The following is a 20,627-nucleotide window of genomic DNA, read 5'->3' on the forward strand; positions in this document are numbered from 1 at the left end:
GGCAGGGCGTCTCACTTTTGGCGTGCGGTTCAGTCTGTGCGTGGCAGCGTGGCGCATCGCTTCCCAGGAGCCCTCCGATGCAATCGACGATTTCCCCAAGGCTGCGCGCACGCGCCTCGATCCTGGCCCTCGGCCTGTGTGCGCTGGCGCCGCTGGCCGCTGCAGCCGCCGACCCGACCCCGGAACTGCAGCGCCCGGCCAGCGCGCCGCAGGCGGTGGGCGTGGTGCATACCATCCGCCAGATCCCCGAGGCCTGCGTGCGCTTCGAGGGCGAGTACACCGGCGATGCGGCGCAGCCCTACCGCTTCTCCGCGGTGCGCAGCAGCCCGACCTGCCAGCCGCGCGCCAGGTTGGTCGAGTTCGACCAGGCCAAGCCCAGCGAGGCCACCGGTTGGAAGTTCAACGATCTGATCCGCGTGCCCAGCGCCGCCTGTCCGTCGCAGCAGGCGGTGGTGCGGGTGTGGCGCAAGCCGGTGGCGCTGAACACCGAGCGCGATGGTCAGGGCCAGTCGCGGATCTATCTGGAAGAGGCCAAGCAGCAGGCGGCCGCCGGCAAGGTCCCGCAGGTGCCGCAGTTCACCGCGCAGATGACGGTGGAAGGCAAGGCCTGCCGCTGAGCGGGAGGATTGCCGAGCCGCCTCGGCCGTCACGCCCTGCATCGCGCAGGCAGGGCGGCCGCGACCGGCGCTGCGTATGCGCCACGGTAACGTGGCTGTCGTGAGGCCGCACAGGCACGGCGCATGCGATCCCTCGATGCCTGCGTAAAGCAGGATCCAGGACAGGCTTGGCGGCTTTGCGCTTTGCGTTGCTGTCGCACTTCTTGACCGTCGCCGATCCGTCGCATGCGGCGCGCGCGGAGCCTCAGGTCGGCACGTTGCTGGTGTGCCGTCGCCGCCATTCGTCGGCGACGTCGCCCATGGTCTTGGCGACGCCATTCCTGATCCAGGCCATGAACGCGCGGTCGAACGCGAAGCCGTCGCCGCACATGGTCACGAGGAAGCGGCGCACGTTCTGCGTGTTGCGATAGTGCTCGTCCACCGGCGTCGCACGCGTGATGGGGTCGCTGTGCCAATCGAAGCGCACGTGGCCGCACGCGCTGCTTGGGTCTTCGTGCGTGTCGCGCATCCTGGTGGCTTCGTCTTCTCTCAAGCTGCAGGCAATCCGACATCCGTGGTGGATGCGCCAGGACCCCTGCAGCGTCCTGTCGCGTCCCCCGATCGGTCCGGCGCAGCGCCTGCAGAGGCTGGCGCCAACGGCGACATCCCGCGCGCGACGGCATGCGCCGATGACGTCATGCCGATCGTGCGCCCGCGCTGTCAGCCCTCCCAGGCCGGCAGCTTCTTCTTCACCGCCACGTTCTTCAGCGCCACGTACTTGGGCAGGCCGTCCGTGCCGTAGGGCAGCGGCGCCTCGCCGCGGATCAGCGGCTGCAGGTAGCGGCGCGCCTTGTCGGTGATGCCGAAGCCATCCTTGCGCAGGAAACCGGCGGGCATCTTCTTCTCGTGGTTGGCGACCTTGTGCAGTGGCGCCGCCTCGATCTTCCAGCGGTACGGCGCATCGCTGCTGCGCACGATCGCCGGCATCACCGCGTTCATGCCCTTCAGCGCGAACTGCACCGCGGCCTTGCCGACCGCCTGCGCCTGCTCCCAGTCGGTGCGCGAAGCCAGGTGGCGGGCCGAACGCTGCAGGTAGTCGGGCAGGGTCCAGTGCACCTTGTAGCCGAGTTCGGCCTTGACCTTGCCGGCCAGGTAGGACGCCACGCCGCCGAGCTGGCTGTGCCCGAACGCATCGGTGCCGCCGCCGGCATCGGCGACGAAGCGGCCGTCGGCGGTCTGGATGCCCTCGCTGGCCACCACCACGCACCAGCCGACCCTGTCCACCACCTTGCGCACCTGCGCCAGGAAGGCGGCTTCGTCGTAGGAGCGCTCGGGGAACAGGATGATCTGCGGCGCGTCGTCCGGCGATTGCGCGGCCAGTCCGGCGGCGGCGGCCAGCCAGCCGGCATGGCGGCCCATGGCCTCGTAGACAAATACCTTGGTCGAGGTCTCGGCCATCGCCGCCACGTCCAGCGCCGCCTCGCGCACCGACACCGCGGTGTACTTGGCCGCCGAGCCGAAGCCCGGGCAGGTGTCGGTGACCGCCAGGTCGTTGTCGATGGTCTTGGGCACGCCGATGCAGTGCAGCGGGTAGCCGAACGCCTGCGCCAGCTGCGAGACCTTCCACGCGGTGTCGGCCGAATCGTTGCCGCCGTTGTAGAGGAAGTAGCGCACGTCGTGCGCCTGCAGTACCTGCAGCAGGCGCTCGTACTTGGCGCGGTCGGCCTCCAGCGACTTGAGCTTGTAGCGGCACGAGCCGAACGCGCCGCCGGGTGTATGGGCCAGCGCGGCGATCGCCGCCGCCGACTCCTTGGAGGTGTCGATCAGTTCCTCGCGCAGCGCGCCGAGGATGCCGTTGCGCGCGGCCAGCACCTTGACCTTGCGCGCCCGCGCTTCGCCGATGACGGCGGCGGCGCTGGCGTTGATGACGGCGGTGACGCCGCCGGACTGGGCGTACAGCAGGGTGCCTTGGGCCATGGTCGGGGTTCGCTCCTGGGGTGGGGACATTGCCGGGACATTGCCCGGATGCGGTAAGCTGGGGATCTAGCGGTGCAGCGCAGGCGTGGCCCCCGAGTCTAACGCCGCCGGCCGCGCACGGTACTTTCCTCGAGGAGTCAGGTTGATGCGATTGGTTCTGTTGGGACCGCCCGGATCGGGCAAGGGCACGCAGGCGGCCCGCCTGAAGGACAAGCTGCAGATCCCGCACATCTCCACCGGCGATCTGCTGCGCGCCGAAGTCGCCGCCGGCACCCCGCTGGGCGTGCAGGCCAAGGAAGTGATGGCGCGCGGCGACCTGGTCTCCGACGACATCCTGCTCGGCATGCTCGAATCGCGCCTCGGCCGCGACGACGTGCGCAACGGCTTCATCCTCGACGGCTACCCGCGCAACCTGGCCCAGGCCGGCGCGCTGGACGAACTGCTGGCCAAGCTCGGCCAGCCGCTGGACGCGGTGGTGCAGCTGGACGTGGCCAACGAACTGCTGGTCGAGCGCATCGCCGGCCGCGCCAAGGCCGAAGGCCGCGAGGACGACAATCCCGAGTCGGTGCGCAAGCGCCTGCAGGTCTACACCGATTCGACCGCGCCGGTGATCGGCTTCTACGACAAGCGCGGCACGCTGGCGCGGGTCGATGGCGTCGGCTCGCTGGACGAGGTGCTCGCCCGCATCCTGGCGGCGATCGGCCGCTGAGGCGGCACGGCACGCCGGCGCCCGCCGCGGGTGCCGGTCGTGCAGACGGCGCCGTACCGGTGGCGGTGCGCCTCCCGTCACCACGCGCAACGCCCGCCCGTACGAGCGGTTTCCGCCGCGACACGCATACCTGCTAAGGCCCGTCGCGGCTGAAGCCGCTCCTGCGGCGCTAAAGCGACGTAAGGACATGTCCTGCTGCGCTGCGCACAGCGAGTAGCCACCGTGGGCGCGCATCCCGCCTGCCAATGGAGGGCCGGGATCGGGGAAAGAAGGTGCCAGCGAACGGGCTTGCTCAGAGCCCCACGACATGAGCTCCCTTGGGGATGGTCTCTTGGGGAGTAGAACCACAGGGTGTCGAGGCTGGCCCGTTCATTCTCGGCGTCGGCTCCCGACTTGCCTATCGGGGACTTTCCTCAGTGGATGTGGGGGATTCCCTACTTGACGGCGCCGCGCCACGATTGCCCCGGATCGGTCCCACGGCCTGCCTGCCACGGCCAACGGTCGCACCTGCGCCGGTTTGCGTGCGCCGGGGGATCGGCGACAATCCGGCCATGAGCAAGATCCATATTCTCGGCATCGCCGGTACGTTCATGGGCGGTGTCGCCGCGCTGGCGCGCGAACTCGGCCATGCGGTCGAGGGCAGCGACCAGGCGATCTACCCGCCGATGTCCACACAGCTGGAACACCTGGGCATCGCGCTGAAGCAGGGCTACCTGCCGGAGCACATCGCCGCGGACTGCGACCAGGTGATCGTCGGCAACGCGCTGTCGCGCGGCAACGCGGCGGTGGAGGCGGTGCTCGACGCCGGGCGCGCCTACACCTCCGGGGCGCAATGGCTGAGCGAGCAGGTGCTGCCGGGGCGCGACACCCTGGCGGTGGCCGGCACCCACGGCAAGACCACCACCACCAGCATCCTGACCTGGTTGCTGCAGGCCGCCGGGCGCGAGCCGGGCTTTCTGATCGGCGGGGTGGCCGAGGATTTCGGCGTGTCCGCGCGGCTGGGGTTGCCGGTCGCCGAACCCTCATCCGGCGCTGCGCGCCACCTTCTCCCGGAGGGAGAAGGACATCAGGGGCCGGCCCTGGCGGGCCGCCCGCTGTTTGTGGTCGAGGCCGACGAGTACGACACCGCGTTCTTCGACAAGCGCAGCAAGTTCGTGCACTACCGGCCGCTGGTGGCGATCCTCAACAACCTCGAATACGACCACGCCGACATCTTCCCCGACGTCGCCGCGATCCAGCGCCAGTTCCACCATCTGGTGCGGACCGTGCCGCGCCGCGGGCGGCTGATCGTCAATGGCGAGGACGCGCACCTGCGCGAGGTGCTGGCGATGGGCTGCTGGACCCCGGTGGAGCGCTTCGGCTTCGATCCCGGCTTCGACTGGAGCGCGCGCCTGATCGCCGCCGATGGCAGCCGCTTCGCGGTGCTGCACCAGGGCCGCGAACTGGGCGAGGTGGACTGGCCGCTGCTCGGCCGCCACAACGTGATGAACGCGCTGGCCGCGCTGGCCGCCGCCCATGCGGTGGGCGTGGTGCCGGCGCAGGTGATGCCGGCGCTGGCGGGCTTCCGCAGCGTCAAGCGGCGCCTGGAAGTGCTCGGCCAGGCGCAGGGCATCACCGTGTACGACGACTTCGCCCACCATCCCACCGCCATCCGCACCACGCTCGAAGGCCTGCGCGCCAAGGTCGGTGCCGCGCGCATCGTGGTGGCGATGGAGCCGCGCAGCAACTCGATGCGGCTGGGCGCGCATGCCGAGGCGCTGGCGCCGTCGCTGGAGGCCGCCGACGCGGTGGTGTTCCTGCAGCGGCCGGAACTGGCCTGGGATGCGGGCAAGGTGATCGCCGCGGTACGCGGCGAGGCCTGCGCGGCGCCCGACGTGGACGCCCTGCTGGCCGCGCTGCAGGCACAGGCGCGCGCGGGCGACCATGTGGTGTTCATGTCCAACGGCGGCTTCGACGGCGCACCGCGCCGCTTCCTGGCCGCGCTGCAATGAACGTCGTCGGGCACGGCGGAGCCGGCGCGTGAGCGGGCAGCGGAGCACGCTGCCGCTGTTCCCGCTGCATGCGGTGCTGCTGCCCGGCGCCTCGATCAAGCTGCGGGTGTTCGAGCGCCGCTACCTGGACCTGGTCCGCGAATGTGGGCGAACCGACAGCGGCTTCGGCGTCTGCCTGATCCTGGACGGCAGCGAAACCGGCGCCCCGGCGGTGCCTGCGGCGTTCGGGACCGAGGCGCGCATCGTCGATTTCGATGTCGGCGCCGACGGCGTGCTGGTGCTGAGCCTGCGCGGCGCGCGGCGCTTCCACGTGCTGCGCAGCCGGGTCCGCGACAACGGCCTGGTGGTCGGCGACGTGGAATGGCGCGAGGCCGATGGCGACGACGAACTGCGTCCGCAGCATGCGCTGTTGGCGACGGTGCTCGACAGTATCCTCGACCAGGCCGCCGCGGTGTATCCGCTGGCCGGCCCGCGCCAGCTCGACCAGGCCGCCTGGGTCGGCTGGCGCATGGCCGAACTGCTGCCGCTGGACGAACGCCAGCGCCTGTCGCTGCTGCAGGAAGACGACCCGCATGCGCGGCTGGATCAGTTGCTGGCCTGGATTCCCTGAGCGAGGCAGGCGAGGGCGGTGTCGCCGTCCTGGCCTGACCTGGAGCGCGGCGGCCAATATCCGTGCGGCGCTGCGCCATCATCAGCCACGATCGCCGCGCGCGGTTCTCGAATGGTTCACGCCCGAGGCGGCCCACGCGCGCGCCGAAGCCGGCATTCAGCGCGCCGCTAGCAGGCGCGGGCCACGCTTGGCAGCGATCGGCGGCCGCGCCCGGCCGCCGGCAACGGCATCCCGCCCTGGCGGCCTGACGTCCTATCCACGCATGATCGAGGACTTCGTATGAAGCGTTCCTTCCTGCTGTTGTTGCTGTCCGCCGGCGGCTGTCCGAGCCTGCCCGCCATCGCCGCCGAGACGGCCTCCGCGTCCGCAGCCGCAGCCGCAGCCGGCCAGGCCGACTGCCCGCGCGGTTCCATCGCCCTGGTCACCGGCAATGCCGATCAGGTGTCGCCCAAGACCTGCCTGGCGCCGTCGATGAAGCCGTTCGCGCTGCAGCGCGGGCAACTGTTCGCGGTCACCCTCTCCGAAAACGGGTCGACCGGCAGCGCCTGGGCCTTGCGCAGCTTGCCCGCGCCGCTGGCGCTGCTCGACATCGAGCATGCACCCGGCACGGCCTGCGCCACCGGTCGCATGGGTTGCCCCAGCACTGTCACCTACACCTTCAAGGCCACCGATCAGGGCAGCGGCGCGATCGAGCTCGTCTACTCGCGGCATTGGGAGGACCGTGCCACCGACTCGCGTTCGATCCGGGTCGAGGTGAAGTAGCCGCCATCGCCCGCCGCCGGCGCCTGCAGAGCAGCGCAGCGCCGGTGTGGCACCGATCGGTTCGAGAGGGGTTGAGGCGTAACGCCGCCGCCGATCAGGGCGACGGCGGCGCTTCGCCTTCGCTGCGTACCAGCAGCACCGGGATTTCGCTGCGGCGGTGCATGTCCTTGCGCGTGGGCAGCGCGTGCAGCGCCTCGGTCACGGCGTTGAGCGCCGGATCTGCGCCGCGCAGCGGTCGCCACAGGCCGATCAGGTTGAAGTGGCGCTCGTAGCGCAGGCTCTGCGCGCTGCCCAGCCACAGCGGCACGTTGCCCGGCTGCAGGCGCGCCGGCGCCGGCCACAGGCGCAGCGCGTACAGCTCGTCCGGATTCGGACCGGGGCGCAGCATCAGCAGCGATTCCACCCGCGTGTCCAGCGTCGCCGGCAGCACCGGCACCTGCGCCGGCGTGGCCTTGTAGTCGAGCAACTGCAGCGCCTGCTGCCAGCCGGCCTGCGGCTGCACGCGCCAGCCGGCCGCTTCGAGCTGGCGCTGCAGCGGCGCCAGCGGCCCGGCCACCTGGATGTCCAGCGGCCAGCGCTGGTCGTCGTCGAACTCGTTGCGCCGCGACGGCAGGGTGCGCCAGTCGTGCTGCCACCAGGCCGCGTCCGCCAGTTGCGTGACCTGCGGCGGCGGCGGTTCGAACTTGGCCAGCTTGCGTTCCAGCTGACGCGGCGCGTACCACAGCGCGGCGATCGCGAAGCCGCCGTAGAACAGCCAGGCCAGCGGCTTCATCCAGAACCCGCGGTTGAAGCGGCGGCGGTAGGCGATGCCCAGCACCAGCAGCCAGAAGATGCCGAACAGCATGCCGCCGACCACGTCGCTGAGCCAGTGCGCGCCCAGGTACAGGCGGGCGAAGCCGATCAGGGTCACCACCGCACCAGACAACAGGTACGGCCACACCCGCGAGCGCCCCGGCAGTTCGCGCGCGATCAGCACCGCGAAGAAGCCGAAGCTGATGGTGGCCATGGTCACCGCCACCGAGGGGAAGCCGAAACCGCTGCTGGCCGCCGGCGGGCGTACCACGTGCACGGTGGTGCCGAGCAGCTTGGTCAGGGCCAGGCCGAACGCCAGCGCCGCCAGCCAGTGCGCTGCGGCCATCCAGCGTCGGCGCCAGGCCAGGTAGAGCAGGCCCAGCGCGGTCGGCGGCAGCAGTACCTGCCAGTCGCCGAGCGAGGCCAGTGCGGTCATCGGATAGTCGGCCAGCGGGTTGCGCAGGGCCAGCATCAGGTCGTGCACGGCCAGGTCCAGGCGCAGCGGCTCGCCGTGCGCCACCACCACCATCAGCAGCGCGAACCAACCCCAGCCCAGCGCCAGTAGCATCACCGCCAGCATCGCCAGCGGCACCGATTCGCGGCGCTGCGGATCGAACACCGCGATCGAATAGCGGCCCAGCACCGGATGCCGGCGCGACCAGTCCAGGCCGCGCGCCAGCAGTGCGTCCATGTGCCCGGCCGACCAGCGGTAGCCGTACAGCACGATGGCCCACACCAGGCCTAGCGCCAGCGCCAGCAGGCCCAGCACCAGGAACAGGCGCCCGGCGACCGCGGCCACCGCGTCGTAGGCCTGGCCCAGCAGCCAGCCCGGTCCCAGGAACAGCAGCGACCAAGTCACCGCGGCCACGCTGCTTGGGAGCAGATAGCGCCGCAGCGGCATCTTCATCATGCCCGCCACTGCCGGCACGAACGGACGGATGGCGCCGACATAGCGCGCCACCAGGATGCTCTTGAAGGCATTGCGGCGAAACATCGCCTCGCCGCGGTCGAGCAACTGCGGATAGCGCTTGAACGGCCAGTAGTTGCGCAGCTGATGGCCCCAGCGATAGCCGACCCAGTAGCTGAGCGCATCGCCGATCAGCGCGCCGAGCGCGGCGCTGACCACCGCGTACGGGCCGGAGATCTGGCCCAGGCCGATCAGCACGCCGATCGCGAACAGCAGCGGCAGGGCCGGCACCAGGGTGCCGAGGATGATGACCGCATCGCAGAACGCGATGGCGAAAATGACCGCGCCGGCCAGGATGGGGTGTGCTGCGATCCACTCCAGCGTGGCATCGGTCCATGAGGCATTCATCGGGCAAGTATAGAGGGAGCACGATGACGGTCCGTTAGCGCCGGGGTGCCGTGTCGGGCGACCGGCCTTGCGCAACCGGGCCGCCCGGCAGACCTGGTCTGCCGTCGGGCGCGTCGTTGTCGCCGTCCCGTGCCGGGGATGGCAGCGCCGCCGCGCCGAGGCCGGTGCGTGACGCCGTCGCTTCGCAGGGCGGCGGCGTCACGCACGCGCGGCGTGCGGTGGCGCCTGGCACGACGCCCAGGTGAGCAGCACCGGACCAGGTGCCTGCCTGGAGTGACGGGCGACCGTGCAGACCCGTCAAACCGCGTCGCACGCTCTACACTGGCCGGATGCCTGCCCCCGCTTCCCGCACCGTCCAGATCCTCAAGGCCGACAGCTTCGGCCGCATCCTGCTGCTGGGCGAGGGCGAGGCGCGCTTCGTCCGCCGCGACCTCACCGCCTCGCCGTGGTGGCTGCGGCTGCCCGCATGGTGGCTGGCGCGGCGCGAGGCGCTCGCCTTGCGGCAGCTGAACGGCATGGCGGCGACGCCGCAGCTGCGCGGCTGGGACGGCACCTTCCTGGATCGCAGTTATCTGGACGGCGCGGCGATGTACCAGCGGCCGCCGCGCGGCGACCTGGCCTATTTCCGCGCTGCGCGGCGCCTGCTGCAGCAGGTGCACCGGCGCGGGGTGGCGCACAACGACCTGGCCAAGGAGGCCAACTGGCTGGTGCTGGCCGACGGCAGCCCGGCGCTGATCGACTTCCAGCTGGCCGTGCGCGGCGCGCCGCGTTCGCGCTGGATGCGCCTGCTGGCGCGTGAAGACCTGCGCCATCTGCTCAAGCACAAGCGCATGTACTGCGCGCACGCGCTGACCCCGGTCGAGCGGCGCCTGCTCAAGCGCCATTCCTGGGTGCGCGAACTGTGGTTCGCCAGCGGCAAGCCGGTGTACCGCTTCGTCACCCGGCGCCTGCTCAAGTGGGAAGACAACGAGGGGCAGGGGCCGAAGCCCTGAAAGGCCGGGAGTGGGGAATGGAGAATGGGGAATGGAAAAAGCGGACCGCGCGCGCGTCTGGTCTCACGGGTACGCAGCGATAAGGCGCTAAGCTTTTCCCATTCCCGGTTCCCCATTCTCCATTCCCACTCCAATGACCCTCAAAGGTAAAACGCTCCTAATCACCGGCGCCTCGCGCGGCATCGGGCTGGCGATCGCGCTGCGGGCGGCGCGCGATGGCGCCAATGTGGCGATCGCAGCGAAGTCGGCGGTGCCCAATCCCAAGCTGCCCGGCACCATCCACACCGCCGCGGCGGCGGTGGAGGCGGCCGGTGGGCGCGCGCTGGCGCTGAAGTGCGACATCCGCGAGGAGGAGCAGGTGCGTGCGGCGGTGGCGGCGACGGTGGAGGCCTTCGGCGGCATCGATATCCTGGTCAACAACGCCAGCGCGATCTGGCTGCGCGGTGCGCTGGACACGCCGATGAAGCGCTTCGACCTGATGCAGCAGGTCAACGCGCGCGGCAGTTTCCTGTGCGCCCAGGCCTGCCTGCCGCACCTGCTGCGCAGCGCCAACCCGCACATCCTGACCCTGGCGCCGCCGCCGTCGCTGGACCCGAAGTGGTGGGCGCCGCATACCGGCTACACGCTGGCGAAGATGGGCATGAGCTTCGTCACCCTGGGCCTGGCCGGCGAGTTCGGCCCGCAGGGCGTTGCCGTCAATGCGCTGTGGCCGCGCACGTTGATCGCCACCGAGGCGCTGAACATGATCCCTGGCGTCGAGGCCGGCAACGGCCGCCGCCCGGAGATCATGGCCGACGCCGCGCACGCCGTGCTGACCCGGCCGGCGGCCGGTTTCTATGGCCAGTTCCTGATCGACGACGCGGTGCTGGCCGAGGCGGGCGTGCACGACCTGTCCGGCTACGCGCTGGATCCGTCGCAGCCGATGCTGCCGGATCTGTTCCTGGACTGAGACCCGGCGTGGCCGTGGTGCCGGGTGTGCCGCGGCCGCGCGTTGCGGGCGTTGCGGGCGTTGCGAGGCCATGATCGCTACGCGCGGCGACGCGTTGCAAAAACGCTCTGTTCCATCCGATCGCGTTCGCTGCCGCGATGACCACGCGCGGCGCGGCTATGCTGCCCGGGTCTTGATGCCACCGCCGCCCATGCCCGCTCCAGTCGCCGTCGCCCTGCCGCGTCTTCCCGAGTCCCGCCACGCCATCCACGCCGATCTCAGCGACAACGAGCGGCACATGCTCGATCGCCTGCGCCTGGCCGGCACCGCCACCCGCGCCGATCTCAGCCGCAGCACCGGGCTGACCGTGCAGTCGGCGGTGCGCCTGGTCGACGCGCTGGCCGAGCGCGGCCTGGTCGCGATCGGTGCCTCGCTGGCGCACGCGGGCCGCGGCAAGCCGGGCGCGGGCATCGCGCTCAATCCCGGCTACGGCCATACCGTCGGCTATGCGATCGCGACGGATGCGCTGTCGCTGGCATTGCTGGATTTCAGCGGGCAGATCCGCGGCACCGCCGAACATGCGCTGCGCTCGACCGAGCCGGCCGCACTGCTGGCGCAACTGCGCGAGGCCGATGCGGCGCTGACCGCGGCGGCCGGCGCCGGGCTGGGTCCGCGCCTGGGCGCGGGGGTGGCGATGACCGGCTTCTTCGTCGAGGACGGTGTGCACATGAATCCGCCCGAGCCGCTGCGCGCGCTGGGCGAGCTGTCGATCGGCGACTGGCTGGCCGAGGCGCTGGGCCTGCCGGTGTGGGTGGACAACGACGGCACGGTGGCGGCGGCGGGCGAGAGCCTGCTCGGCATCGGCCGCCAATACCGCGACTTCGCCTATCTGCACTTCAATTACGGCCTGGGCGGTGGCGTGGTGATCGACGGCACCTGCCTGCGCGGCGCGCACGGCAACGCCGGCGAATTCGCCGGCATGCTGCCGCAGCAGGGGCTGGAGCGCGGCACGCTGGAACTGTTGCGGCAACTGCTGGCCGAGGACGGCATCGCGCTGCCCGACATCCGCGCGCTGCTGGCCGCCTACGATCCGGCGTGGCCGGCGATCGAGCGCTGGATCGCGCGGGTGGCGCCGGGCCTGTCGCTGATCGTGTCGGCGATCGTGGCGATCTTCGATCCGCAGGCGGTGGTGTTCGGCGGGCGCATGCCGCGCGAGCTGGCGACGCGGCTGATTCCGCACGTGCGCATCGACAACCAGCCGCGCCGCGGCCAGGCGCGGCCGTTGCCGCGGCTGCTGCCGGCCGCCGCCACCGCCGATGCCAGCGCGGTGGGCGCGGCGGCGCTGCCGTTGAAGGCCTGCTATTTCCGCTGAACCGGTCCCGCCGCGGCGTCGCCATGCCTGCACGCCGCCGGCGCTACCCTATGCGCCCTCTCCACGCGCTCCATCGCGGTACGGCGCGCCCCCATCCCCCACCCTCGGAGCTGTCACGATGAAATACCTGCACGCCATGATCCGCGTCCACGACCTGGAGAAGACCAGCAAGTTCTTCACCGAAGGCCTGGGCCTGCACGAAACCCGCCGCATCGAGAACGAAGCCGGCAAGTTCACCCTGGTGTACTTCGGCGCGCCGGAGAACCCGGAAGCCGAGGTCGAACTGACCTACAACTGGGGCTCGGACGAGGACTACGGCAGCGCCCGCAACTTCGGCCACCTGGCCTTCGAGGTCGACGACATCTACGCCCTCTGCGCGCACCTGCAGTCGCTCGGCGTGACCATCAACCGTCCGCCGCGCGACGGGCGCATGGCCTTCGTGCGCAGCCCGGACCTGATCTCGATCGAGCTGCTGCAGAAGGGCGAGGCGCTGGCGCCGGCCGAGCCGTGGGCGTCGATGCCGAACACGGGCGTCTGGTAAGGGCTCAGGACACCGTCTCGGGCAACGCCTGGCCGCAGCCCCGGCAATAGCCGGCGTTGCGGTCGTGGCCGTGCAGGCCGCAGTGCGCGCAGGTGCGTCGATCCGGCGCGCGGCTGCGGTCGGCATCGCGCAGGCTGTTGGCCAGTTCGGCGGTGTAGATGCCGGTGGGCACGGCGATGATGCTGTAGCCGATCAGGATCAGCACCGAGGTGATGGCGCGGCCCAGCGGGGTGAGCGGGGCGATGTCGCCGAAGCCGACCGTGGCCATCGTCACCACCGCCCAGTACATCGCGGTGGGGATGCTGCTGAAGCCGTTGGCCGGGCCTTCGACCACGTACATCAGCGCGCCGAAGATCACCACCAGGGTGATCACCGTGAACAGGAACACGAACACCTTGCGCCGGCTGCGCCACAACGCATCGACCAGCAGGCTGCTTTCCTCGACGTAGCGGGTCAGCTTGAGGATGCGGAACAGCCGCAGCACCCGCAGCACGCGTACCACCAGCAGCGTCTGCGCGCCGGGCAGCAGAAACGAGATGTAGGTGGGCAGGATCGACAACAGGTCGATCACGCCCCAGAAGCTCAGCGCGTAGCGCAGCGGCCGCTGCACCGTGGCCAGGCGCAAGGCGTACTCGGCGGTGAACAGCACGGTGAAGCCCCACTCCAGCACGTACAGCGCGCCGGCGTAACGGCTGTGCAGCGCCGGCACGCTGTCGACCAGGATCACCGCGACGCTGGCCAGGATCGCCGCGACCAGCAACAGGTCGAAGTTGCGCGAAGGCGTGGTGTCGTGCCGATAGATGATGTCGAACCAGCGGCGCCGCCAGCCGTGCTCGGTCGCCGGGGCGAGCGGGGAATCGAGGAAAAATCGCATGCGCCCATGCTACCCGAGCCGCCTTGCGGTCGCGGGCGCGCGCGCCGCGGCAGGCGGCCTCCTGATCGGATGCGACGCGGCTGCCGGAGAGCCCCCTGTGGGAGGGGCTTCCGCCCCGACGCCGTAGCGCTGACGCGTCGGGACTGAAGTCCCTTCCACATGTCGAGCAACGGCCTGGCGGGGTTGCTGTGGCACGCGCGCGGGCGGCGGCGGTGTGGCACAGCAGCCTGCCGCCCCGTCGGCCCAGGCGGCGGCCGGCAGTCCCCGGCCGAGCGCTGCCGGCGGTCTTATAATCGGCGCTTTCCCCGCAGGACTGCCTCGATGACCGCTTCTTCCGCCGCGGAGCTGATCGCCCTCGGCCAACGCTACGCGCTGCCGATCTACCGTCCGCGCCAACTGGTGCTGGAGCGCGGCCAGGGCGCGCGGGTGTGGGACAGCGAGGGACGCGACTACATCGATCTGTCCGCCGGCATCGCCGTGTGCGGGCTCGGCCACAACGATCCGGACCTGCAGGCGGCGCTGCTCGAACAGGCCGGCAAGCTGTGGCACACCAGCAACGTGTTCTACAGCGAGCCGCCGCTGCGCCTGGTCGAGGAACTGGTGGTGGCCTCGCGCTTCGCGGAGAAGGCGTATCTGTGCAATTCCGGCGCCGAGGCCAACGAGGCGGCGATCAAGCTGGTGCGCAAGTGGGCCACCGCCCAGGGCCGTCCGCCGCAGCGGCGGGTGATCGTCACCTTCCGCGGCAGCTTCCACGGCCGCACCCTGGCCGCGGTGACCGCCACCGCGCAGCCCAAGTACCAGGAAGGCTACGAGCCGCTGCCCGGCGGTTTCCGCTACGTCGACTTCAACGACATCGTGCAGCTGGAAACGGCGATGGCCGCCGGCGATGTGGCCGCGGTGATGCTGGAGCCGGTGCAGGGCGAGGGCGGGGTGATGCCGGCGGCGCCGGGCTTCCTGGCGCAGGTGCGGGCCCTGTGCGACCACCACGGCGCGCTGCTGGTGCTGGACGAGATCCAGTGCGGCATGGGCCGCACCGGCACCCTGTTCGCGCACTGGCAGGACCAGGTCGTCCCCGACATCGTGACCCTGGCCAAGGCGCTGGGCGGCGGCTTCCCGATCGGCGCGCTGCTGGCCGGGCCGAAGGTCGCCGAGACCATGCAGTTCGGTGCGCACGGCACCACCTTCGGCGGCAACCCGCTGGCCGCGGCGGTGGCGCGGGTGGCGCTGCGCAAGCTGGCCTCGACGGCGATCGCCGCCAACGTGTCGCGGCAATCGGCGGCGCTGCGTGCCGGCCTGGCGGCGCTCAACGACGAGTTCGCGTTGTTCTCGCAGGTTCGCGGCCGCGGGCTGATGCTGGGTGCGGTGCTGGCGCCGGCGCATGCCGGACAGGCCGGCGCCATCCTCGACCACGCCGCCGCGCATGGTTTGCTGACCCTGCAGGCGGGCCCGGACGTGCTGCGCTTCGTGCCTGCGCTCAACCTCACCGATGCCGAACTGGGCGAAGGCCTGGCGCGGTTGCGCAGCGCGCTGCGCGCCTACCTCGCCGCGCGCTGAGTCGGCGACTCAGCCCAGGCCGTGCCGCGCCAGCGCGCGGCGCAGGGCGCGCGCGCCGCTGGCGGTTTCCGCAGCCATGCCGATCGCGCGGGCGCCGCGTACGTTGACGAACAGGTCGTCGATGAACAGCGCCTGCCGCGGGGCGACATCGAAATGCGCCAGCGCGTGCCGATATACCGTCGCCTCCGGCTTGCGCCCGCCCAGGCTGCCGCTGCACAGCACGCGCCCGTGCAGCAGCGGAAACAGCGCGGGCACGATCTGCGGCATCGCCTGCGCCATCAGCGCACCGTTGTTGGTCAGCACGCCGATGGCCACGCGCTCGGCCAGTGCCAGCACCTGCGCGACCACACCGGCGTCGGCGCGGCTGGCCGCCACCCGCGCGGCGATCCACGCGTCCGCGTCCACCGCGGCGCCCAGGCCCGCGCTCAATCGCTGCAGGTAGGCGGCGGTGTCGAGTTCGCCGCCGTCGTAGGCGGTCTCCAGTCCGGAACCGAACAGGACCTCGCGGACCTGTGCGGCCTCGCAGCTGCAGTGCGCGGCCAGCGCGGCGATGCGGTCGGCACGCGTGTAGCGCGCCAGCACGCCGTCGAAATCGAGCAGCAGCAGCGCCGGCCGCGCGCGGGTCATTGCGCACATGAGGAGGCCTGGGTGAGTGGCGGCTGGCGTGGCGCGGCAGCAGCGAAGCTCACGCCGCTCTGCGGGGGCGCCGCCGCGTGCCGCCGCGCGTGCCGATGATGCAATGCGCCATCGCTTGTCGTTGACAAGCCATCGCGGGCCGGCGGACAGTCGGGGCACGCCGCCACGCGCGCGACCTGCCGTGGCGCAGTGTTGTCTTTCTTGCCGAGGAACCCGCCTTGAACACCAAGTTTCCATCCCTGCTGCTCGTCCTTGCCGGCCTCGCGTTCGCGCCTGCCGCCTGGGCCAAGACCTGCGCGGTGACCATCACCGGCACCGACCAGATGTCCTACGACCAGACCCAGATCAAGGTCGCGGCCGATTGCACCGAGGTGGCGGTGACGCTCAAGCACAGCGGCAAGCTCGCCGCCGCGGTGATGGGCCACAACTGGGTGCTGACCAAGACCCCGGATTTCCAGGCGGTGGCCAATGCCGGCACCAGTTCCAGTCTGGCCGACAACTACCTGCCCAAGAACGATCCGCGGATCATCGCCCACACCAAGGTGATCGGCGCCGGGCAGTCGGACACGGTCAAGTTCTCCACCGCCAAGCTGAGCAAGGGAGGGGACTACACCTTCTTCTGCTCGTTCCCGGGACACTGGGCGGTGATGAAGGGCAAGTTCGTATTCGGCTGATCCAGCGCAGCGGCGCGGCGCCGGCCGTCGGCGCAGCGCGTTGTCGTCATGCCAGGGTCGTGGCGCCGGCATCTCAGCCGGCGGCGACCACCGCGAACGCCTCGCGCGCCGCGGCCAGGGTGGCCTCCAGCACGCTCTGGTCGTGCGCACTGGAGACGAAGCCGGCCTCGTAGGCCGACGGTGCCAGGAACACACCGCGCTCCAGCATCGCGTGGAAGAAGCGGTTGAACGCGGCGGTGTCGCAGGCGGTGGCCTGCGCATAGGTCTCCACCTTCTCGGTGGTGAAGAACAGCCCGAACATCGCCCCGACCTGGTTGGTGGTGACCGCCACGCCGGCCGCCGCCGCGGCGGCTTCCAGGCCGGCGCACAGCTGCGCGGTGGCCGCGTCCAGGCGCTGGTGGAAGCCCGGTTCCTGGATCAGTTCCAGCATCGCCAGCCCGGCGGCCATCGCCACCGGATTGCCGCTGAGCGTGCCGGCCTGGTAGATCGGCCCGGACGGCGCCACCTGCCGCATCAGGTCGGCGCGCCCGCCATAGGCGCCCACCGGCATGCCGCCACCGATGATCTTGCCGAAGGTGGTCAGGTCCGGCGTGACCCCGTAGTGCGCCTGCGCGCCGCCCAGGGCGACGCGGAACCCGGTCATCACCTCGTCGAAGATCAGCAGCGCGCCGTGTTGCGTGCACAGGTCGCGCAGGTGCTGCAAATAGCCCGGACGCGGCGGGATGCAGTTGGCGTTGCCGACGACGGGCTCGATGATGACCGCGGCGATCTCGTGGCCGATCTCCTCGAACAGCGCGGTGGCACCCTCGGCATCGTTGTAGGCCAGGGTGGCGGTAAGTTCGCTCAGGCCGGCCGGCACGCCCGGCGAGGTCGGCACGCCCAGGGTCAGCATGCCGCTGCCGGCCTTGACCAGGAACGAATCGCCGTGGCCGTGGTAGCAGCCTTCGAACTTGACGATGCGGTTGCGCCCGGTGGCGCCGCGCGCCAGCCGCACCGCCGACAGCGTGGCTTCGGTGCCGGAGTTGACCATGCGCACCATCTCGCAGGACGGCACCAGCCGGGTGATGGTCTGCGCCATCGTCACCTCGGCCGGGCACGGCGCGCCGAACGACAGCCCATCGCCGATCGCGCGCTGCACCGCCTCGCGCACCGCCGGGTGGTTGTGCCCGGCGATCATCGGCCCCCACGAGCCCACGTAGTCGATGTAGCGGTGGCCGTCGACGTCGTACAGGTACGGGCCATCGGCGCGCTGCACGAAGAACGGCTCGCCGCCCACCGACTTGAAGGCGCGCACCGGCGAATTGACGCCGCCGGGAATCAGCGACTGCGCTTGGGCGAACAGGGCATGCGAGCGGGAATGGGACATGAGCGGAAATCCTTGGCGATGCTGGCCAGGCCGACCGGCCGGGCGCGGAGCGAGGCCGTCTATTGTCGCGGCTGCCGCCGGTGTACGCCATGTCGTCGATTCGCTGCGGTCGGCGCCGCGCAGTGATAAGCCCCTCTCCCATCGGGAGAGGGGTTGGGGTGAGGGTCCGGCGCGGAGCGACGCGCGTTGTTTGGGTGTACGAGGCTGCGCTCGCACCCTCATCCGCCCCTTCGGGGCACCTTCCCCCGAAAAGGGGGCCATGGTCCCGAGGGGAGAAGGGAAGCGCTAGCCTCAGTCGAAACACGCCCGGTACGCGGCCAGCGCCGCGCGCGGATCGGGCGCATCGAACACGCCGCTGATCACCGCCAGCAGATCGGCACCGGCCGCCACCAGCGGACGCGCGTTGTCCGGCGTGAGGCCGCCGATCGCCACGCGCGGCAGGCCCAGCGCTGCCGCATTGCGCAGCAGGTCAGGCGTGGCGCGGCGCGTGGTGACCTTGCTGCGGCTGGGGAAGAAGGCACCGAAGGCGACATAGCTGGCGCCGGCCGCCGCGGCGCCGCGGGCCAGGGCCAGGTCGTCGTAACAGGAGGCGCCGATCAGCGCCTGCGGTCCGAGCATGGCGCGCGCGGCGGCCAGATCGCCGTCGTCCTCGCCCAGGTGCACGCCGGCCGCGCCCACCGCCTGCGCCAGCGCGACGTCGTCGTTGACGATCAGCGGCACGCCGGCCTGTGCGCACAGCGTTTGCAGCGCCGCGGCCTGCTCGCGCCGCTGCGCCGCGTCGGCGCGCTTGTTGCGGTACTGCAGCCAGGTCACGCCCTGGTCCAGCAGCGGCGCCACCCGTGCCAGCAGATGCGCGCCGTCGGCCTCGTCGGGGGTGATCAGGTACACGCCGCGCGGCGCCGGGGATGCGTTCATGGCCAAGCCTTCCGATGCGTCGGCGGCGATGGGACAATGCCGTTCCGACTGTGACCTGCGATTATCCAATGAGCGACGCCAGCGCCACCACCTATCGCACCTGGATGTGCGTCGTCTGCGGGTTCATCTACAACGAGGCCGACGGCCTGCCGGAAGAAGGCATCGCCCCCGGCACCCGCTGGGACGACGTGCCCGACACCTGGACCTGCCCGGACTGCGGCGTGACCAAGGACGATTTCGAGATGGTGGAGATGGATTGACGGCTGGGATTGGAGAATGGGGAATCGGGAGTGGGACAGCGACTCCCGTGCCTTGTAGGCTTCACGCGGCGGCCAGTTTCAGGGCTGGCAGGCAGACATCGCGAGGCCGGGTTGTCGGATCGCAAGGCCGATACTCGGGAGCGCCGCATGTCCGCCGACGTTCGATGATCGATTCGGTCGGTTATCCATGACGGCTTGATCAGGTCAGCAACCTCTGAGTCTCAGGGCATGCGCTTTTCCCATTCCCGATTCCCCTCTCCCCATTCCCAGCGTCAATGCATCCGCTGCGCGCGCGCGCTCAGTTCCACCAGGCGCTCGCGGATCGGCAAGGCGTCGGAGGCTTCGGGGTTCAATTGCAGGTAACGGCCCAGGTCGCGCCGTGCGCCGGGGACGTAATCCATCTGCAGGTAGGCCATGCCGCGGTCGCGCAGGGCTTCGGGCTGGTCCGGCATCAGCTTGAGCACGCGGTCGGCGCTGCGTGCGGCGCGGTCCCACTCGTCGCGTTCGGCATACAGGCCGTGCAGGTTGCGCAGGACCCGTGCGAGGATCGCGCGGTGCGGCGCCGGGTCCAGGATCTGCAGCAGCGCGCGGTCGTCCGGGCTTTCGCCGCCCATGTGCGGCCGCGCGCGCTCGCGCAGTTCCTCCACCGCCAGCGGACGCCCGCCGTTGAACGGGTCCATCACCAGCAGGCCGTCGTCCACCGGCAGGCGCACCAGGAAATGCCCCGGGAAGGACACGCCGTCGAGTGGGATGTCCAGGCGCCGCGCCACGTCCATCTGCACCAACGCCAGCGAGATCGGGTTGCCCAGGCGCCGCTCGAACACCTGGTTCATGTAGCTGTTGCGCGGGTCGTAATACTCGTCGTGGTTGCCGCTATAGCCCAGTTCTTCGAACAGGTGGCGATTGATCGCCGCCATCTTCAGCGGCCACTGCTCGATCATCGCCACCTCGTGCCGCAGGTGGTCGGCATGACTCTGCGCCAGGGTGTCGTAATGGGCGGCATCCAGTTCCGGATACTCGTCGCGGGCGATCAGCAGGGCGGTCGCCAGCAGCGGCAGGGCATCGTCATCCAGCGCGGCCAGGGTATTCCAGCTCGGCAATGTCAATGGGGCGGCCATGGCCCAAGACTGGCGGCAAAGCCGGGTCCGATCAAGTCCGGCCGTTCCCGACAGCGGTGTCGGGTTCAGCGCCGTGGTCGCGGGGCCTTTTCCCGACGCCGCCGGCACCGTTGACGGGTCAGTGGCCCTGCGGAATTCCCGGGCCGAAACGCAGTTCGGTGCCGTCCTGCAGCTTCAACTGCTCGGCCTGGCCGGCGTTGAGTTCGAGCACGTAGCGCGCCGGCGCGTTGCTCGGGTAGGGCGGGCAGGCGTCGCCGGCCGAGCACGGCGGCACGTCGCGCTGCTGCGCCACCAGCTTGCGCTGGTTGTCGAAGTACAGGATGTCCAGCGGGATCTTGGTGTTCTTCATCCAGTACGCCTGCGGTTCCTCGCGGTCGTGGATGAACAGCATGCCGTGGTCGGTTTCCATCTGGTCGCGGAACATCAGCCCGCGCGCGCGCGTCGCATCGTTCTGCGCCAGTTCCACTTCGTAGCGATGTCCGCCCAGTTCCACCCAATGGTCGCCACCGGCGCTGGCGCAACCGCTGAGGGCAAGCAGGAGAAGGACGCAGAGCGCGCGGAAGAGGGACATGGGCGGACCAGGGCAGGGAGGACAGCGCGCACCTTGTTGCATGGTGCGTGTGGCGTCAAGAGCGGGGATTGGGG

21 protein-coding genes are annotated in these 20,627 nt (G+C 70.8%); 12 read left to right on the forward strand and 9 right to left on the reverse strand.

What is annotated here, in order from left to right; all coding sequences use genetic code 11:
• Nucleotides 1–77: 77 nt before the first annotated feature.
• Entirely contained in the window at nt 78–617 is a 540-nt protein-coding gene (locus ACHWVH_RS16695) for a hypothetical protein (protein WP_148829579.1), read from the forward strand.
• Nucleotides 618–861: 244 nt separating this feature from the next.
• Here ACHWVH_RS16695 and ACHWVH_RS16700 read toward each other — a convergent pair whose 3' ends face one another.
• Together ACHWVH_RS16700 and ACHWVH_RS16705 are read right to left on the reverse strand one after the other, a co-directional pair.
• Complete coding sequence (locus ACHWVH_RS16700) at nt 862–1,125, reverse strand: DUF6434 domain-containing protein (protein WP_295919788.1); 264 nt, start codon at nt 1,123–1,125, stop codon at nt 862–864.
• A gap of 191 nt (nt 1,126–1,316) precedes the next feature.
• Nucleotides 1,317–2,573 carry a 6-phosphofructokinase gene (locus ACHWVH_RS16705; protein ID WP_394687580.1) on the reverse strand — a complete coding sequence of 419 codons (1,257 nt, stop codon included), beginning with the start codon at nt 2,571–2,573 and terminating at the stop codon, nt 1,317–1,319.
• Nucleotides 2,574–2,718: 145 nt separating this feature from the next.
• On the opposite strand from ACHWVH_RS16705, the gene ACHWVH_RS16710 reads away from it, so the two are divergent.
• The 4 genes from ACHWVH_RS16710 to ACHWVH_RS16725 all read left to right on the forward strand — a co-directional run bounded on the left by ACHWVH_RS16710 (nt 2,719) and on the right by ACHWVH_RS16725 (nt 6,645).
• The gene (locus ACHWVH_RS16710; RefSeq protein WP_010343370.1) at nt 2,719–3,282 is read left to right on the forward strand and encodes an adenylate kinase; all 564 of its coding nucleotides are present in this window, start codon (nt 2,719–2,721) and stop codon (nt 3,280–3,282) included.
• A gap of 551 nt (nt 3,283–3,833) precedes the next feature.
• Complete coding sequence (mpl, locus tag ACHWVH_RS16715; protein WP_394687581.1) at nt 3,834–5,273, forward strand: UDP-N-acetylmuramate:L-alanyl-gamma-D-glutamyl-meso-diaminopimelate ligase; 1,440 nt, start codon at nt 3,834–3,836, stop codon at nt 5,271–5,273.
• Between the two features lie 28 nt (nt 5,274–5,301).
• The gene (locus tag ACHWVH_RS16720; protein WP_295919777.1) at nt 5,302–5,883 is read left to right on the forward strand and encodes an LON peptidase substrate-binding domain-containing protein; all 582 of its coding nucleotides are present in this window, start codon (nt 5,302–5,304) and stop codon (nt 5,881–5,883) included.
• 279 nt (nt 5,884–6,162) lie between these two features.
• The gene (locus ACHWVH_RS16725) at nt 6,163–6,645 is read left to right on the forward strand and encodes a protease inhibitor I42 family protein (RefSeq protein ID WP_295928264.1); all 483 of its coding nucleotides are present in this window, start codon (nt 6,163–6,165) and stop codon (nt 6,643–6,645) included.
• Between the two features lie 94 nt (nt 6,646–6,739).
• Here ACHWVH_RS16725 and ACHWVH_RS16730 read toward each other — a convergent pair whose 3' ends face one another.
• Nucleotides 6,740–8,752, reverse strand: coding sequence for a bifunctional DedA family/phosphatase PAP2 family protein (locus ACHWVH_RS16730; protein WP_017910496.1), 2,013 nt, complete (start codon nt 8,750–8,752; stop codon nt 6,740–6,742).
• A gap of 329 nt (nt 8,753–9,081) precedes the next feature.
• Here ACHWVH_RS16730 and ACHWVH_RS16735 point away from each other — a divergent pair, with 329 nt between their 5' ends.
• The 4 genes from ACHWVH_RS16735 to ACHWVH_RS16750 all read left to right on the forward strand — a co-directional run bounded on the left by ACHWVH_RS16735 (nt 9,082) and on the right by ACHWVH_RS16750 (nt 12,585).
• Nucleotides 9,082–9,744: a serine/threonine-protein kinase gene (locus ACHWVH_RS16735; RefSeq protein ID WP_017913428.1), complete on the forward strand. Its 663-nt coding sequence runs from the start codon at nt 9,082–9,084 to the stop codon at nt 9,742–9,744.
• A gap of 133 nt (nt 9,745–9,877) precedes the next feature.
• On the forward strand, nt 9,878–10,693 hold the full coding sequence (locus tag ACHWVH_RS16740) for an NAD(P)-dependent oxidoreductase (protein ID WP_152181002.1): 816 nt from the start codon (nt 9,878–9,880) through the stop codon (nt 10,691–10,693).
• A gap of 190 nt (nt 10,694–10,883) precedes the next feature.
• Nucleotides 10,884–12,044, forward strand: coding sequence for an ROK family transcriptional regulator (locus tag ACHWVH_RS16745; RefSeq protein ID WP_193312543.1), 1,161 nt, complete (start codon nt 10,884–10,886; stop codon nt 12,042–12,044).
• Between the two features lie 118 nt (nt 12,045–12,162).
• Entirely contained in the window at nt 12,163–12,585 is a 423-nt protein-coding gene (locus tag ACHWVH_RS16750; RefSeq protein ID WP_242160544.1) for a VOC family protein, read from the forward strand.
• A gap of 4 nt (nt 12,586–12,589) precedes the next feature.
• On the opposite strand, the gene ACHWVH_RS16755 is transcribed toward ACHWVH_RS16750, so the two are convergent.
• On the reverse strand, nt 12,590–13,459 hold the full coding sequence (locus tag ACHWVH_RS16755; protein WP_394687582.1) for an ion transporter: 870 nt from the start codon (nt 13,457–13,459) through the stop codon (nt 12,590–12,592).
• A gap of 321 nt (nt 13,460–13,780) precedes the next feature.
• Here ACHWVH_RS16755 and ACHWVH_RS16760 point away from each other — a divergent pair, with 321 nt between their 5' ends.
• Nucleotides 13,781–15,013 carry an acetylornithine transaminase gene (locus ACHWVH_RS16760; protein ID WP_043094856.1) on the forward strand — a complete coding sequence of 411 codons (1,233 nt, stop codon included), beginning with the start codon at nt 13,781–13,783 and terminating at the stop codon, nt 15,011–15,013.
• A gap of 9 nt (nt 15,014–15,022) precedes the next feature.
• On the opposite strand, the gene ACHWVH_RS16765 is transcribed toward ACHWVH_RS16760, so the two are convergent.
• A complete protein-coding gene (locus ACHWVH_RS16765) occupies nt 15,023–15,640 on the reverse strand; it encodes an HAD-IA family hydrolase (protein WP_267095585.1) in 618 nt (205 codons plus the stop codon).
• A 251-nt stretch (nt 15,641–15,891) separates the two neighbouring features.
• Here ACHWVH_RS16765 and azu point away from each other — a divergent pair, with 251 nt between their 5' ends.
• Nucleotides 15,892–16,323, forward strand: coding sequence for an azurin (gene azu, locus ACHWVH_RS16770; protein WP_026143792.1), 432 nt, complete (start codon nt 15,892–15,894; stop codon nt 16,321–16,323).
• A 73-nt stretch (nt 16,324–16,396) separates the two neighbouring features.
• On the opposite strand, the gene hemL is transcribed toward azu, so the two are convergent.
• Both hemL and thiE read right to left on the reverse strand, forming a co-directional pair.
• Nucleotides 16,397–17,689 carry a glutamate-1-semialdehyde 2,1-aminomutase gene (gene hemL / locus ACHWVH_RS16775; protein WP_295928260.1) on the reverse strand — a complete coding sequence of 431 codons (1,293 nt, stop codon included), beginning with the start codon at nt 17,687–17,689 and terminating at the stop codon, nt 16,397–16,399.
• 291 nt (nt 17,690–17,980) lie between these two features.
• Nucleotides 17,981–18,604, reverse strand: coding sequence for a thiamine phosphate synthase (gene thiE / locus ACHWVH_RS16780; RefSeq protein ID WP_295928257.1), 624 nt, complete (start codon nt 18,602–18,604; stop codon nt 17,981–17,983).
• Nucleotides 18,605–18,618: 14 nt separating this feature from the next.
• Here thiE and ACHWVH_RS16785 point away from each other — a divergent pair, with 14 nt between their 5' ends.
• Nucleotides 18,619–18,864, forward strand: a complete 246-nt coding sequence (locus ACHWVH_RS16785) for a rubredoxin (RefSeq protein ID WP_223875626.1) — start codon at nt 18,619–18,621, stop codon at nt 18,862–18,864.
• 272 nt (nt 18,865–19,136) lie between these two features.
• Here the strand turns inward: ACHWVH_RS16785 and ACHWVH_RS16790 are convergent, their stop codons facing one another.
• The gene (locus ACHWVH_RS16790; RefSeq protein WP_394687701.1) at nt 19,137–20,051 is read right to left on the reverse strand and encodes a SirB1 family protein; all 915 of its coding nucleotides are present in this window, start codon (nt 20,049–20,051) and stop codon (nt 19,137–19,139) included.
• A 49-nt stretch (nt 20,052–20,100) separates the two neighbouring features.
• On the reverse strand, nt 20,101–20,553 hold the full coding sequence (locus ACHWVH_RS16795; RefSeq protein WP_017910443.1) for a DUF192 domain-containing protein: 453 nt from the start codon (nt 20,551–20,553) through the stop codon (nt 20,101–20,103).
• Nucleotides 20,554–20,627 lie beyond the last annotated feature (74 nt).

This window comes from uncultured Xanthomonas sp., from assembly GCF_964278005.1.
GTDB lineage: Bacteria > Pseudomonadota > Gammaproteobacteria > Xanthomonadales > Xanthomonadaceae > Xanthomonas_A > Xanthomonas_A sontii.